This is a genomic window from Candidatus Bealeia paramacronuclearis (assembly GCF_035607555.1).
In the GTDB taxonomy this organism is placed as follows: Bacteria; Pseudomonadota; Alphaproteobacteria; order UBA9655; family UBA9655; genus Bealeia; species Bealeia paramacronuclearis.
The window spans coordinates 61,427-77,023 of sequence record NZ_JAVHWZ010000002.1; the positions used below are offsets into that span (position 1 = coordinate 61,427).

The window sequence follows — 15,597 nt, forward strand, 5'->3', positions numbered from 1 at the left end:
TTTTTTGTGCGGTCGTGGCGGAACTGGTAGACGCGCAGCGTTGAGGTCGCTGTGGGAGAGATCCCGTGGAAGTTCGAGTCTTCTCGACCGCACCATTTTAAAAGTGGTTTATATCTCAAGAGCTCTCAGGATCGATTCTTCAAGATCCTGAAAATCAACGGGCTTCGTCACAAAATCAAACGCACGATAATTCATCGCTTTTCGAAGGGTTGTTAAATCTCCATAAGCTGAGACAAGGATGGTTCGGATATGCGGACGCAGGGTATGCGTATGTTTTAAAAGGGTGAGTCCGTCCATTTCAGGCATATTAATATCTGAAATGATAACCGCGATTTCGGGATCATTTTCAATAATGGATAGAGCATCCCGCCCATTTTGTGCAAAGATAAGCTGAAATTTTTCGGCGGCGAGTGCTTTTCTAAACTTTTGGCGCGCGAGAAATTCTAAATCTTTCTCGTCATCAACCATCAATATTTTGGGTATGATCATCGTGTTTACATCAGTGAAATCTTATTTGGATTACTTATCCGTTATTTTTCAGATTTCGTCAAATTGGGGAACTGCTTTTTGCAGAGGTGCTATGAAAGAGTTGTGCTTGAAATTTCGGTCCTAAATTTTAGACTGTGAAAATCTTAATCTTTTGGAGAACTTACATATGAAAAACAACTTAACACTCAATTCAATTTCACTTGCCCTTTTGTGCAGTGTGTCCTTTTTTGATCTTCAGGCTATGAATACGGCCAAAGAGGGAATGGAGATTTCAGCTTCTAGCTCTACTGCTTCTGCTTCTGCGGTCACCAAACAAAAGACCTCTATATTTGAAGAGTTTGAAAGTGTAAGTGTGAAAGAGTACATCGAAAAATGCATGCCCAACTTGCCTGTCGAGAAAAAGAAAGACGCTGTTAAGGTGTTTGATTCCCTGTTGAAATCAAAAGCAACCCCAATTCAAGAAGACGATGCAAAATTGAATTTAAAAATTAAAACAGAGGGAGGGTATAGTTTTCCACCTTCAATGGAAATGCAGGGTCCGTTTTTAAAATATTGTGGTACGGGCTCCTTTAAACGTATCCTTGATATTGGTGGGGGAAAAGGAGATGACACGATATCGTGCCTTATGACGCGTAATGCGCAAGTAATCTCTGTTGATATTCAGCAGAATCAATTGAATGAACTGGGATTAAGGGTTGAAGACAAACTTGAAAAATCTTTTCCGGAAATTTTTGAGAAAAAATGGTTTTCAAAGTTAAAGCGTAATTTTGCAACAAAAGGATCTGTTCCAACTGCCTATATGAACGCGATTAATGGCGTGAATATGAGCCGTGTAGCCCATTTTTTAAATGGAGAAGAATTATCAATACTCGTTGATAACCTTGCAAGTATGATGAAAGATGGGGCATGGCTTTCTTTGACAGTTTCAACAATTGTGCCTGATTCACGCGAAGCTCAGTGGATTGAAAAACAAACACAACAAGGTTTAAAAGATCCTGGTCTCGTTTATTATGAAACTATTAAAACTATAAGAAAGAATGGTGTAGATCATTTGATCATTGAGGCTCTCCCCAAAACGTTCGCCATGGTTAACAGGAAGACGTGTCAACTTCCCAGTCCTGGTCATAAAATGGAGTTTATGGAAGAAAATAAAACGGCTTGGACGAATACCATGATACAAGGTCGGTATTATCATACGCTTGAGAGTTTAAAATCCTATTTAGAGAAAGATTTTGATATTGTTGATTCAAAGGTGACTGAGTGGGATGACGAAGATAAATTTCTTTCAGTTATTGCCGAAAGAAAACCACGTCAATAAGTAGGCTAGTAAATCCCCCCCCCTCAAATTTTGCGTTTGAGGGAGAGGCTTACAAAAAGGAAAGGGAATGACTTTAATAACATCAGATGCAAGAATTTTGGAATTGAAAAACAGAGATTTTTGGGAAAAACCTCCGAATGACTCTTCCGTTCTTAACATGCTGAATTGCATTGTATTTCTTGCATTCTATGCCCGCTTTTGAATAAGCCATCTTGCTGCACTATGTGCTTTTTTAATTGTCTAGAAATAACGGTTGAAAAAATAGATATTTTATATTATAGGGGTGATAATTTTACATTTTTAAATGGTTTTTTACAATGAATCGCACTTTATTATACTCAATTCTTTTGGCTTCAACGTTTATTTCTCCTGTATTTTCAATGCAGCAGCCGATTGACGAAGAAACCCCCACAGAGTCCACTCCTAGAAAAATCCAAACAGATGAGGAGCAGATCGCGCAATTGCCTTTGATTGAGCGCCTTTACATGGGGCGGTTTAAAAAACTTGACGCAAATTCGATTCAAGAAAAAACCCGCTCTGCAGTGCAGCTTATGATCCTAAATCAAAATGATTCCGCGCAGAAAATCTGGGAAGATTTGGCTGAGGCAGAACAGACGTCCGCAATGTACAAGCTAGGGATGATGTGTGAGAAAAAGGGGGACGCGCTGGGAGCCCTCTCTTGGACTGTTTTTGCAGTTCAGTGGGAGTGGATTAAGACTGGTAAACCGCACGTCCAAGCCCTGGAGCAACTTGAAAAGTGGAAGGAACAAAAAGATCTCATCAAAAACTCTCGAGTGACTGGTTTTCTTTCGAAACTCCATGAATTTAAGACATATTACCCGGATACGACGGAGGGGGGCGATGCGCCCGAAGAGTTTGACAGAATAACATGATTTACTCAGCAGAACCCTTTTGAGACGGATACAACATTTTTGAATAACGACTTGAAAACCCGCAAGGACACGGGGCTGTTGGAAAGATTTGTGAACCTGAAACATAAAGAGGAGACACGTCAGCAACTGACTCAGGGTAAAAAGTCCAAGAAGGGAGCCCAGAATGGATGTAAATTTCGGACAAATTTGGCTGTAATGTACGAATCGTTAGGATATGATCAGTGTGCAGAAAAGCATTACATAGCAGCAAACACAGCCTTATCCTATTTGAACCTTTCACATCGCTATTGAAGAACGAACAAAGAAAAATTCAAAGAAGCTGCGGAAAACTACTTTTCTTCCAAAGCCCAGGATGACAAGGCGGATAGAGACATGGAATCCCTCGTCGCCTATCGTCTTGGATGCTATTACCATAACAAAAGAGACAACGCAAAGATACGGAATTGGTTCTCAAGATCCGACACGTCTTTGGGATATTACCAACTGGCGTGGATAGAGAATCACAAAAAAAACAATGATGCTGAAGTCACTCGCCTTTTGGAAAAATCAAAAGAAAAGGCGAAAACAGAAGGACGACCTTTTCCCGCCCTTTACCTGTTCCTGGCAAATTATGAACGGGAGCGAGGTGCTACGGAGGAGAAGGTTTTTCCATATTTACAACTGGCTGAAGAGCAAGAGAAACAACTCAAAGAGATGTTTAAAAAAAATCCTCAGCTCGAGACAAAGCCGTTTTGGGCGGAGTTAAAGAATGATTCTCGCGACAAATTGATTTCGCTCGGCATGGGAAATTATTATCTTCATTTCGCCTTAAAAGGGCAGGATGTTAAGACAAATCTCCCCTTAGCCATTGAAAAGTATAAGGTCTCTGACACACCTCATTCATTGTTTAATATAGGCCTAGCTTATTTGATCGATTCTCCCTTGTATGCCCCACAAAAAGCCGTTGAGTATTTCTTTCAATCAGGAAGACCAAAGGGTTTTTTACAGGTTGCCCACCTTCATAAAACAGGAAAAATCGCTCCCACCCCTTCAAATGTTGGGTATTGGGGAAAACTTGACGAACTTAAGAAGCTTTTTAAGAAAAGTTTGAGAAACGTAAGGTGGCATAACAAGGCCGCTCTGCAAGGAGAGTGGGCTCTTTGTATTGATGAAAATTTAGATTTGGCTGAAATTTATTTTCAGGAAGCCCTCAACGGAAATAAAAATATTTTACCAAGAGACAAAGAATTGTATGAGAGCTCTCTCCAAGATATCTCTGAAAAAAGGCTCTTACTCAGTAATCAAAATAAATTATTAAAATTAGAACTTCTGGCTCAGGAAAACTCAAACCGCAATCTCCCCTCTGAGACGTCGTTCGTGCAAAATAGCAACAACTATCAGCCACAAGAGGAGTTGGTCACGAAGCAGGATCAAACTATACCAGAAGCTTCTCGTTCTGAAGGTAAGCAAGATATTGACATAACACCCCCCACAATCAATGCGGGGCAGGTTAAAAAACAGAAGACAAAACCTAACAATAATGTGAGTTCAAAAAAGGATTTAGGCTCTAAAAATTCTAAAATTGATTTTCTAACCCTCTCAAAGGGCGACGAAAAGAAAGACGTCATCTTGGACTTCGCCGACATCACGTTGGAGAGCGCGTTTGAAGCAGAAATTGACATGCAAGTTGCAGAGGGGAAAGTCAAAAACAGCAAGCTTAAAGAACTTTGGGATGACGCCTTGGAGTCCATCGAATGTGGAAACCTTCTCAAAGGGACAGGTCAGCCAGAGATTTTAAAAAATACCTCAAATATATCAGGCACAATAGTTTCAAGGCGCATCAATAAAGAAGATCGACTTGTCTATAGCGTTGAGAGTGACCCACAAAACCCGGACAAAGTGAAAGTCACTATCCTTTCAATTGAGGGGCATTACACGTTTTTGACGAAGAAGTAGCGTCTGCATGGGATTCCTGATTTTTATCTGAGGTCAGACAGTATAGCACTTCTCTGTTACATTGATAGATATTGACGGAGGAGTTTATCAAAGAGTTGATGAAGGTTTTCTGGGTTTTTCTGGACGATGGAGAGGAGGATGGATTTGATTTTATGCCACCAATGTTCAATAGAATTGAGGTCAGGAGAGTCAGTGGGGAGAAAGCGCTTTTACAAGTGAATCTGCGCTTTTTAACCTAATTTATTGTGCCATTGAAAAAATTACAGAAAAAGGGACAGTGTTTTTGCAAAATTGGGCTTTGACAATTTCTCAGCTCGATGTATATTTTGAAGGAAGGCTCCAACTGGGGTCTATGTTTAACCGCTGACACAGTTAGTTGAACACTCTCGCGCTATGCGCTTTGAGCTCTCTCAAGCTGTCTCAAAGTATAATTCTTATCGGCCTCATCGCGCCTTGAAAGGCCTCACTCCTTTGCACTATATTCACTCTCATATTCTCGAGGCCTCTTGAGTCTCATTTCATATGAACTCCTACAAATTGAAAAAAGTATTGAAAAAATAAAAATCATTGTTATATTAATTTTGATTTAGTTTTATTTTTGGGGAAAAATTTTGTTTTATCGTGTTTCATTGGTGTTATTGACGGGTACAATTCTGGGTTCTGTTTCATCGCCGGCGCTTTTAGAGGCCTCGGGTGGGGAGGGGTATCACAAGGATCACAGAGGAAACAATAAACACTCTAATGATCAGCGTGATTATTCACAAAAAACTCGTTCCGACGGCAAAAGTAATTCCGAAATAAAACATGAGAAAAAGGGATATTTCCCAGAGAATAAAAAGAGCGAAAATTCTTTAAATTTTCAAGGAAAAAAGAAAAAAGGTTCTGGTGCGTCCAACAATTCCCAACCCTCTCAGGAGAAGATAGATCTCAAGAAAATTGATTTCACAAAATCCTTGGAATCGATCAGAGATTTTAATTCCTTATTCTCCTTTCTCAAAGATAACTTTCACAATCCTCAAAGCGTTGTAAAATGGTGCAATACCATTCGGGACATCATAAAAGACAAAAATCACAGAGATTACAAAAGAAATATCAACAATATCTTTATCGCAAGAGTCCTGACGAGTCTGGGTCAAGCAGTTAAAAAGAACCCTAAACTCAAATCAGTTTTAGATGAGTATTTTAGAGCCCAAACCGAATTTTTGGACTTGTGGGAAGACCGCGCCTTTAGTTTTCTAGAGCAGAATACATTTAAGGAGCAAGAGCTCTCGAATATTTTTTATGGCAATGCGCAGTTGGGCGGAATATTAGGAAGTAATTTCCTCAAAAAATGGGAGGAGGAAGCCACTAATCATCTCAAATCATTTAACGAGCAAGAGCTCTCGAACATTTTTTATGGAAATGCCCTTTTGGGCGGAAAGTGGAGTGATAACTTCCTCAAAGCTTGGGAAGAGAGAGCCCTTTCTCGTCTCGATAAATTTGGCCAGCAAGGGCTCTCGAATATTTTTTATGGAAATGCCCTTTTGGGCGGAAAGTGGAGTCGAGATTTCCTCGCAAAGTGGGAAACACAAGCCCTTTCTCGTCTCAATGAATTTAAGGAGCAAGAGCTCTCGAATATTTTTTATGGCAATGCGCAGTTGGGCGGAATATTAGGAAGTAATTTCCTCAAAAAATGGGAGGAGGAAGCCACTAATCATCTCAAATCATTTAACGAGCAAGAGCTCTCGAACATTTTTTATGGAAATGCGCAGTTGGGCGGAAAACTAAGTTCAAATTTCCTCGCAAAGTGGGAAACAGAAGCCCTTTCTCACGTCTCAAAGTTTAACGAGCAAGAACTGTCGAACATTTTTTATGGCAATGCGAAGTTGGGCGGAAAATTGAGTGATAAGTTCCTCGCAAACTGGGAAATACAAGCCCTTTCTCACGTCTCAAAGTTTAACGAGCAAGAACTGTCGAACATTTTTTATGGGCAGGCTCTTTTAGGAAACCCCTTCTCTCAAAAGTTTGTGGGAGCCTGGAAAGAAACCTTTTTGAGTAAAAGGACGAACGGGGAATTTCAGGATCCCTCAGCAGAAATACACAGTATTTATCTGGCCATCCAGCGATTCAATCTTCAAAAAGAGTTTGCTGAAGACCTTTTTCAAGAGATCAAATTGCTTTCGAAAAAACATGGAAAAAAAAATAAAATAACAACGTCCCAACTTCAAAATTCTGTTTTTGAAAGCCTGCAATCTTATTCCAAAGACAAAGACCTTGGAGATCTTGAGGAAGAGGCTTTCTTTGAGTCCGTAATGTCTCCTGTGGATATCTATCTGAAAAAATATGGAATTGTTGTTGAAGTTCAGGGGCCTTCTCATTTTCTCAGCGATCACAAAACGGCAAAACCAGAAGATAGGCTTAAGGAACACATTCTTCTCAATGACTCAGAGGGAAAAGTTTGCTCTGTTCTGGCCATCCCTTATTTTGAATGGAATCTGTTGAAAAACGAGCAAGAAAAGTTCGGCTATTTTAATGAAAAGCTCTCCCCCATTTTGCAGACGTTGAATTTAAGCTCTCCACATCAGGAGACCTCAAAGGGGCGTGAAAATTTCAAATCCTCTGCCATGAATATTGTTTTGAATTTAGGGGAAGGCAAAGATCTAAATGAGAGCAATCTTAGGCTTGCCTATAAAAAGAGGAAGTTCCTATTCTCAAACGATGGATCCGACAAAAATACCATGCCTGATGCACAGAAAACACCCGAAAACAAAGAAAGCGAAATCAACCTTCCCTTCAAGAAAAGATTACTACCACAATCATCCGGAGAAATAGATTTCTCAAATGGTGCCGAGTCATAGCTGACCCTGCTTTTTCTTGAGGAGAGGGCTATTCATTCGCGCCGCAAGTGCTTATGTTTGAATGGCACCCTCTCTTTTTTATGAAGATAAGTGGGATAGGGAAAACACCCTCGCCTTTAAGGAAATACTTGAGTCGGCGCTGAAATAACGCCTAGCAAGTTGAATTAAATATCACTTTAGAATTTCAGAACCCTAGCGTTTATGCGTTAATTTTTTATTCAAATCTTTATCACCAAGTTTCATTCACGATGGATATATATCGCTAATCACACAGAAGACAAACTGACCGGCAGCCGAGCAAAGGTGTTCAGTTTTGTTCGCCTTTACTTGATGTGTTGGATTGAGGCTTAAAGGCCAAGATTCCAGAATAACGAAGCCTTTGCTCTTTTAATTGACTCAAGCTCAGCTCATCAAACTTATATTTTTTTGATTCTTCACTATAGTCAGCATCATACCAATAAGACTCTTTCACTTCAAACCCAGCATTGGAATAAAATTTAGCAAGAGTTTCCGGGTCCATACTGTGGACAGTGACATATCTCTTTCCAAAATGAGGTTTCGTGCTCCCCACTTTATAGGCACCCACGTATTCATCATCATTGAATTCGTCTATTTCATGGGTCATGTACCCCGGGGATTTAACCTCTTGTTTTCGTTGTTTTTCCCAAAAATCTACAATGACGTCTTCGGCGCAAGGGCCAACGACAGAAGCCACTGCAAAACCTCCCGGTTTGGTAACTTCATACAATTTTTTAGTGTAGAGTTCAGTTTCATCTGGAGTTAAAAAGTGGATAAGATTTCCTGAATAAGTACCATCATACCTATAGTCATACGCAGGTCTCTCAAAGTTCAAAACGTTCTCCATCGAAATTAAAGGAACAAGGCCTTTGAAAGTTTCCAGATCTTTTAAGCTTTTTTCATTTGGAAGGTAGTTCTCTGCGCGCATTAAATTTTCTTTAATTTTTGGTTCAAGCTCCTTTTGAAGCTCCATAGGAACAACTCTTCCGCCAGCCACCAGAAATTTCCAAGAGGCATATCCCCAACCTGATGGGGCGTCCAATATTAAGGGGGGCTCTTTATGAGATTTAAACAATTTATGCGTTTCTGTAAGGGCGCTTTCCAAAGGAGGGAGCACCCCTGGAAAATTATATCCAAAATTCTTGGCTTGAGGGATCCCCTGATTAACCAGAGTCATCTTTTCCTTCAATATTGAGAAAGCAAGATTTAGCTTTTTCACAACGATGAGATGAGAAGCCCATAAATCAGTGCCTTCCTCAACAGCAACCACAGGAGCCGTTAAGAAAACTACTGTTAAACAGATGGTGATTTTAAAATAATTTAAAACTTTATTCATAAAAATGACTCAACAAAAAAATAATTGGGAGTATATAATTTTAAATTAATTTTCTTGTCAAGGAAAAGTAAAAATCTGTAGGAGCAATTTGAAAATGTCCGGTTAAGCAATTTAGAAATGTCCGGATTTGTCCTTAAGTTTTATGCTGATGCAGTCAGCAAGCAGGAGGATGAATGGAGACATTGTATAGCGAGGCCGAGATGGAAAAACTAAAGATATTGGATGACATAAAACGAGGTCTGCTGCGCCAAGGTGAAGGTGCGGCAGAGTTAGGTTTGAGTGCTCGGCAAGTGAGGCGTTTGCAGGCGAGAATTTCTGTTGAGGGACCTTCCGGGATTAAACGGCGTGCTATATCGGGCAGTAATCGTGCGCATTCAGAGGGCTTCAAAGCCAGAGTTCTTGAGGCAGTTCGGAATCGTTATGCGGATTTTGGTCCGACGCTAGCCAGCGAGAAACTGTTGGAGAATGAGGGGCTTAAGATCAACAAAGAAACTCTGCGACAATGGATGATAGCCGATGCATTATGGAGCGGGAAAATTCGGAAAAGCTCGCCTCTGCATCAATCCCGTCAGCGCCGCTCGTGCTTTGGTGAGCTTGTACAGATTGATGGGTCGCACCATGATTGGTTTGAGGGACGGCGTGCAAAGTGTTGTTTGCTCGTCTTTGTAGACGATGCCACCAGCCGCATCGTATCTATGCGATTTGAAGAATCGGAGACCACTGCCGGCTATTTCCGAGCCATGGAATCACACCTCGAGCAGCATGGTCTGCCTCTGGCCTATTATAGTGACCGGCACAGCATTTTTAAAACAACGCGCACAACTGACGGATATTACCAAGCTACTGAGCTGCATCGCGCCATGAAAGATTTAGGAATTGAGTTGATTTGCGCTTACTCACCCCAAGCCAAGGGCCGTGTCGAGCGGGCGAATCAAACGCTGCAAGATCGCTTAATCAAAGAGATGCGTTTGAGAGGTATCTGCGATATTGCGACTGCCAATGCCTATTTGCCGGCGTTTATCGAGAAGTATAACCAAAAGTTCGCCGTTGATGCGGCAAACCCGAAAGATCTGCACCGTGACGTACCTATCGACGCGCAAAGGTTGCGACGAATTTTATCTCATCACGTCACGCGCAAGCTTTCAAAAAACCTTGAATTCTCTTTGGAAGGGCAGGCCTATCAAGTTCAAGTGCCTGGAAAAGGCTATCGCTACCAGAATAAAAAAGTCACAATTTATCAACATTATACGGGGGCAATAGAGGTGATGCTTGGAGAAGAAGTCTTAAGCGTGATGGCGCTGGATAGGGTGACAAGGGGGCCCATTCTAGCTGATCGTAAGGACTTAGATCATGTTTTTGACCAGGAAATCTTCCCCAAAATAAACCCAGACTTCTTATTACCCACAGGGTCCACAGCCCCAAGTCTCTCTTGCGCTTGAGAGCGCGAGAGAGGGCTATGGACTTGTGGATAATAATTCAACTCAAAGCGGACATTTCTAAATTGCCTTGACAGGAAAAGTAAAAATCTAATTTTGAGGAAGAGGGCACCTTTGAAAAATCCTCCACACTTTTTCAAAGGTAATACAGAGGGATCCATTGGCTAAAACATTAGAGGCCGTAATAATAGGGTCCATAATAATATTAAAGGCCAAAAGAAGGGCCAACATTTCAGGCGTAAAGCCAAGGTAAGCTTCAAAAAGGGGAAGGACTATAAAAATGGCACCTCCCATCACGGCCGCCGTTGTATAGCGGGCGAGCACGAATAAAACCATAAAAGGAATCCAAGTTGAGGCGTCTGGAAAAGGAATTCCGTGATTGAGCATCAAGACAATTCCAAAAAGGGCATTGGCGATGCAATCCCCAATCTGTTGAATATTGGTTGTGGCGGGGATAACCATAGAGGCAAAGTCAGGATTGTGGACATTTTTACGCGCGGCCTCAATTGTAAACGGCATGGTGGCTGCTGAGGAGGCTGAGGTAAAAGCAATGAGGCCTGTGGGTAGCGTATTTTTTAATTGCGCTATCAAAACCTTCAAACGAAATCCTGAGGAAATTCCATAAAGCACAACTAAATACGCTAAAATAGCTCCCACAATCCAAATAAGAGACAGGCCATAGGCGGCCCAAAGGGAAGAAACATGTCCGCTTTTTTGAATATTTAGCAAAAATCCAAAGACAAAAAAGGGTACAAAGCGTGTAAAGATTTTTTGGAATATAAAATCCACAAGTGTTTTACATTTTTCAAGCCCTCGTTGCAAAGAGGTGAGGGGAGAGAACGCCAAAATCAGCCCCAATCCCAATCCAATATAAGTCCCTTTTGAGGCGCTCCAAAAAGAGGGCCTTAAAAAAGAAATCGTAAAATAAGGACTGAGAGATTGGGGCTCGCCCACGATGGATGCTGTGACTGTTGCGCGGAACATATCTTCCAAAAGCGCACCGATGCCCCAGGCATAATTGACGCTCAAGGCGTTGGAGAGGGCTTCAAAAATCAAAAGGATGAAGACTAAGGCGAAAGCTTGCTTTTGAAATTGAGAGAGTGTGAAGGTAATATAAATCATCACAGCGAAGGGCAAAACCCACATTAAAAACTCTTTGATGAGAAGGCTTAATGTATAAGCCCCCTCAGCAAAAGCATTTGGCATAAGGGATCCGAAAAGGATAACAAATGCCATTAGAAGCAAAGTCAGGTATTGAGGTTTTGCAAAAATGTTCATCACGTCACAACACGATTTTAAGTTTTCGTGATCATAAAGGATGAACTTTCAAAATGCCATCAAAATGGTTTTGGCCCACAATCTTAAGATTTTGGACTGTAATCCCTCAAGTCACCAATAAGACCCCAATTTTGAAAAATTGTCGCAAGCCATCCAATTTCATTGGAGTAGTAATGGGTTCGTGCACCATGAAGTTCAAAAAAATGCCCGGTATAGGGATGGGGCGTTTTACTTTTTGAATCTGGAAAATAATGAAGTGTTCCGTGAGAGCCCTCTGTGATTGTGAATTTCAGTTTTAAGTTTTTAAAAACTTGAAAAACGACTTTCATTTCAACAGTTTTATTTGTTGTGAAAATATCATTAAAAATAGGATCGTCATAATCATAGAGGACAGAGGAGGGACGTACGTTTTGATTTTCATTTTTCTTTTCAACCTCTTTTTTTTCCTCTATTTCGTTAAGAATGGCCTCTTTTTTGCCTTTATTAAGTGGCTTTTCCTTTTTAACAGGATTTTTTGGCAATTTTTCTCCCTCATAAAGTTGGGAAAGTTGATGATCCGAAGGTATATGGCCAGGAACTTCTTGTTTAATTTCATTCATTTTCGCTGTTGAAGTTATGAGGACGGGTGTCTCCTCACTTTGGGAAAGGAGAATATTGTCTTCAACTTTTAAGGATGTTTCTTTTGTTTTTTTAGGCGTCGTTTGAGGGGCGTTTGTTTTGGAAGGTGTTGTGGTTTTCTTTTTTATCGCTTCAAGTTTTTCTTGTTCTTCAGCTTGCTTTTTTTTCAGCTCATTTTTCCTCTTTTTTTGGGTTTTCATGGCTTCAGCATATTTAGAATTTTCTTGTTTCACAAAAGCGGTGGAAAAGTATTGAAAATCGTGCTGAATTTTTTGTTTTGTTACATAGCCGCTTGGATCGACAATTTGCAATGACTTTAATTTTGAGTTATCTTGTTTTTTTTGTATTTCAAAATCATCGCTAATACACCACCCCTCAAAAAATAATTCGGCGCCCCTCATGTAAAAAGGAAGTGAATCAAAATCAGGAGCTTCTTTATTTGGTATATTTAACATCTTGATTAATCTCTTGGAGGCCGCGACGTCTTCTTTTTTGTGAAACAAAGTTTGATTTATCCAAGGATCATCAAAATTCATTGTTAGAAGATAAAACGGAACTTTTTTCTGTCTGGCAACAATCAAAAATTCAAAACGAGTGATTTGTCTTATCTTATTATATTCAATTACAAAATTACGGGCGTTTTCTAACGTAAGAGAGGTCTTCACTTTTTGCTGTAATCTTTTAAAGGCTTGAAAATCTTCAAAAGTGAATTGGTAAAAATCAAAGAGCTCGTTAATTCTGCCGTTTTCATAAGTAACTTTAGATTCTTTTGTGTTATAAGATACTTGGGTTGAATGGATTGATGATGCATTTGATGACAGGGTCGATGAGAGATGTGTAAAGAATTTTAAATTATCTTGTTCACGCAATGTAACTTTGTTTTGTATGAACGCTATTAAGGGGGCAGTTAAAAAATCAGAGGAAGTAGAAGAGGTGATGCTTATAAGGAGGGCTTTTTTTAATTTTATCGTAAATTTTTCAGAATCAAGAAAATCTTCTTTTGTGACATCAGATTTTAATATTACTTTCATAGCGTCCGCTAAAGATGCTGACTTTGATTCGGCCAAATCATAGGTGTCTAGACAATTATAAATAATATTTACAATAGGGCCCACAAAATCTGAAAGCTTCTCAGATATGTAGTCTAAGGAAGCATGAGCATAAACTTCATAAGCGTTTAAATAATCCTTGATGTTTTGAAGTTTTTGATCTTCATTTTCTTCTTGAGTCGCAAGTGTCTTCTTCTTTTTTGAAATTGTGCCTGGTGTTTGATCTTGATCGTCCATCGCCGAGAGTACAGGCGACATGAGAATTGCTAATAAAGACGTTGTAAGAAAAAATCTTGATTTTGAAAATAACATTATAAAAATCTTTTAATTTATTTTTTTATATTTAAAATTTAATAATTATTCTTTTAATTCATTATTTTTTAAGAAAAGTTCAAAAAAATCATTAAAGAAACTTTTTTCTTCCCATGAAACGGGCCTGTAAAGAAACATCTTTAAAGAGATTAGAAGGAGCCGTCTTTGATCGCATGTCGTAAATGTGTCTTCATCACTAATAGGTTGAATTTCACCATCAGAGTCTTTTAAGGCAAATTGAGACGTAGACATCACTAACTTATAATTCATTGCCAAAACAGAATCTGAGTCTGAGTCAGAATCGGATTCGGATTCAGAATCAGATTTAATTTCTGGAGCAAAGTGGAAATTTATCAGGTCTCGGGCGTTTTTATGACGCTTATCGTAACGCTTGAAATAAGCGTCTGATTTCTTCTTTAGAATTTCCTTTTTCTTTTTCAGAAACTCAGCAGTATTTTTTTCCTTTTCTTCTCTTGTAAGGGACTTGTCATAGCTTGTTCTCGTAATTCCGTATTGATTGAAAACGTCTTTTGAAAGGGTGAATGTTTTTCTGGATTTTGAGTCTGTTAATGATTCAATTGAGGCATTTTTCCATTCATTGTATGCATTTTTGCGGATGTGTTTAAAATGGTCATCAAAAAACTCATCGTATCCGTCAGCATCTTCCAAAATCGCTTTAAGTCCGCAATCAATATAGCTGAGAATTGTTTCGTCTTTGACGTCTAGACTCATCTTATAGGCTTCGGTTTCAAGGCCCCAAAATCGAGCCAAAACATTAAATCCCCATTCCCAGGTCTCGTCCTTAATTGTTGATGAAAGGAGAGAAACCATTTTAATTTTTAACTTATTTTGGATGCTTTCATTTGGGATTAGTTTTGGCTGTCCTTTAATTATTTTTAGGGAGTGATTCTCCTTTGGTATGTAGTTTTGCACGACATCATCTAGAGTTCCCATTTTTTGAGGCAGTGTTTCGGAGGGGCTTTGAATAAAATCTCCATTAATTGTTTTTTCAGAAAATCTGACTGTCTTTTTTTCCGTTTTAAATTTTTTCTGAATGTTTGAATTGTCTTGAGATATCTCTCTTTCGTAGATATCAAATTTTCTCTTGGTCATATTTTCTTGATTTTCTTTTTCATTATCGGAAGACGTAATTTCCATTGCACCAAGTGGCTGGATGATAAGGCCAAACATTACAAAAAACGAGAAAAATAGATTCAAAAACATTATACTAACACCTTTAACACAAAATTTAAAAACGTACATTTTAGAAGAATATTTTAGCATGAGATTGCCTTCAATTAAGTATGTATTAAATTCTATAAAGTCAATATATTTTTAAATATTGTTAAAATTTTACACAAACTGAAGTTCTTTTAGAGATGAATAAATCTTGTTTACATGTTTCATTACAGTCGCTTAAACTTATTCAAACTTATTTGTTATCAAAGGAAAATCAATGTCCCTTCAAAAATCAATTGTCACTTTAGCGCCCAAAAAAGTCATTGGGCTTGAAGTGCGAACAAGTTTTCAAAATGAATGCAATCCATTGACGGCCAAGATAAGCCCTTTGATAGGAAGATATTTTCAAGAGGGGGTTTCTCAAAAAATTCAGGATAAAACTGCCCCTGGAGTGATGATTGCGGGCTACAAGACCTATGATCTCTCCTTTCAAAGGGGGGCGGCGGGTTATGAGGGGCCTTATACGTATTTCATCGGGGATGAAGCCAGTTCTTTAGAGAGTGTTTCCGAAGGCTTAATAACAACAGAAATTCCGGGGGGAGTTTATGTGAAATTCACAACCTCACCTGGGCCGATGCCTCTGATCATTATCCACGCCTGGCAAGAAATCTGGCAAATGTCAGAAGGCGACCTTGGTGGAAAGCGAACCTGGGGGGTTGATTTTGAAGTCTATGACGAACGTGCTCAAAATCCCATGGCAGCGGTGATTGATATTTACGTGGGAACTGAGGCCTCATAATCGTTATAGTAAATATTTTAAAAATCATTTAGACTTTCTTAAGGATTAGATGACTGAGTGAGAAAAACCATGAGCCGATCTATATTTCAAGGAGTTGATG

12 protein-coding genes and 1 tRNA gene are annotated in these 15,597 nt (G+C 39.4%); 7 read left to right on the top strand and 6 right to left on the bottom strand.

Going from position 1 to position 15,597, the window contains the following annotated elements; genetic code table 11:
• Window positions 1-8 precede the first annotated feature (8 nt).
• A tRNA-Leu gene (locus Bealeia2_RS05045) sits at window positions 9-95 on the top strand.
• A gap of 13 nt (window positions 96-108) precedes the next feature.
• On the opposite strand, the gene Bealeia2_RS05050 is transcribed toward Bealeia2_RS05045, so the two are convergent.
• Window positions 109-489 carry a response regulator gene (locus tag Bealeia2_RS05050; RefSeq protein WP_331256033.1) on the bottom strand — a complete coding sequence of 127 codons (381 nt, stop codon included), beginning with the start codon at window positions 487-489 and terminating at the stop codon, window positions 109-111.
• 166 nt (window positions 490-655) lie between these two features.
• Here Bealeia2_RS05050 and Bealeia2_RS05055 point away from each other — a divergent pair, with 166 nt between their 5' ends.
• From Bealeia2_RS05055 to Bealeia2_RS05065, 3 genes are all read left to right on the top strand, one after another.
• The gene (locus tag Bealeia2_RS05055) at window positions 656-1,807 is read left to right on the top strand and encodes a class I SAM-dependent methyltransferase (protein ID WP_331256034.1); all 1,152 of its coding nucleotides are present in this window, start codon (window positions 656-658) and stop codon (window positions 1,805-1,807) included.
• 317 nt (window positions 1,808-2,124) lie between these two features.
• The gene (locus tag Bealeia2_RS05060; protein WP_331256035.1) at window positions 2,125-2,700 is read left to right on the top strand and encodes a hypothetical protein; all 576 of its coding nucleotides are present in this window, start codon (window positions 2,125-2,127) and stop codon (window positions 2,698-2,700) included.
• Between the two features lie 372 nt (window positions 2,701-3,072).
• The gene (locus Bealeia2_RS05065; RefSeq protein WP_331256036.1) at window positions 3,073-4,635 is read left to right on the top strand and encodes a type II toxin-antitoxin system YoeB family toxin; all 1,563 of its coding nucleotides are present in this window, start codon (window positions 3,073-3,075) and stop codon (window positions 4,633-4,635) included.
• A gap of 56 nt (window positions 4,636-4,691) precedes the next feature.
• Here the strand turns inward: Bealeia2_RS05065 and Bealeia2_RS10545 are convergent, their stop codons facing one another.
• Window positions 4,692-4,805, bottom strand: a complete 114-nt coding sequence (locus tag Bealeia2_RS10545; RefSeq protein WP_422388046.1) for a hypothetical protein — start codon at window positions 4,803-4,805, stop codon at window positions 4,692-4,694.
• Between the two features lie 468 nt (window positions 4,806-5,273).
• Between Bealeia2_RS10545 and Bealeia2_RS05070 the strand changes: the two genes are divergently transcribed.
• Complete coding sequence (locus Bealeia2_RS05070; RefSeq protein WP_331256037.1) at window positions 5,274-7,472, top strand: PDDEXK family nuclease; 2,199 nt, start codon at window positions 5,274-5,276, stop codon at window positions 7,470-7,472.
• Window positions 7,473-7,779: 307 nt separating this feature from the next.
• Here the strand turns inward: Bealeia2_RS05070 and Bealeia2_RS05075 are convergent, their stop codons facing one another.
• Window positions 7,780-8,826, bottom strand: a complete 1,047-nt coding sequence (locus Bealeia2_RS05075) for a hypothetical protein (RefSeq protein WP_331256038.1) — start codon at window positions 8,824-8,826, stop codon at window positions 7,780-7,782.
• A 173-nt stretch (window positions 8,827-8,999) separates the two neighbouring features.
• On the opposite strand from Bealeia2_RS05075, the gene Bealeia2_RS05080 reads away from it, so the two are divergent.
• Window positions 9,000-10,265, top strand: a complete 1,266-nt coding sequence (locus Bealeia2_RS05080; protein ID WP_331255482.1) for an ISNCY family transposase — start codon at window positions 9,000-9,002, stop codon at window positions 10,263-10,265.
• An 87-nt stretch (window positions 10,266-10,352) separates the two neighbouring features.
• Here Bealeia2_RS05080 and Bealeia2_RS05085 read toward each other — a convergent pair whose 3' ends face one another.
• The 3 genes from Bealeia2_RS05085 to Bealeia2_RS05095 form a co-directional block, all read right to left on the bottom strand.
• Window positions 10,353-11,498 carry a cation:dicarboxylate symporter family transporter gene (locus Bealeia2_RS05085; RefSeq protein WP_331256039.1) on the bottom strand — a complete coding sequence of 382 codons (1,146 nt, stop codon included), beginning with the start codon at window positions 11,496-11,498 and terminating at the stop codon, window positions 10,353-10,355.
• 125 nt (window positions 11,499-11,623) lie between these two features.
• Window positions 11,624-13,519 (bottom strand): hypothetical protein, encoded by a 1,896-nt coding sequence (locus Bealeia2_RS05090; RefSeq protein WP_331256040.1) that lies wholly within the window; start codon window positions 13,517-13,519, stop codon window positions 11,624-11,626.
• Between the two features lie 45 nt (window positions 13,520-13,564).
• Window positions 13,565-14,803, bottom strand: a complete 1,239-nt coding sequence (locus tag Bealeia2_RS05095; protein ID WP_331256041.1) for a hypothetical protein — start codon at window positions 14,801-14,803, stop codon at window positions 13,565-13,567.
• Window positions 14,804-14,975: 172 nt separating this feature from the next.
• On the opposite strand from Bealeia2_RS05095, the gene Bealeia2_RS05100 reads away from it, so the two are divergent.
• Window positions 14,976-15,497 (top strand): GyrI-like domain-containing protein, encoded by a 522-nt coding sequence (locus Bealeia2_RS05100; RefSeq protein WP_331256042.1) that lies wholly within the window; start codon window positions 14,976-14,978, stop codon window positions 15,495-15,497.
• Window positions 15,498-15,597: the final 100 nt, after the last annotated feature.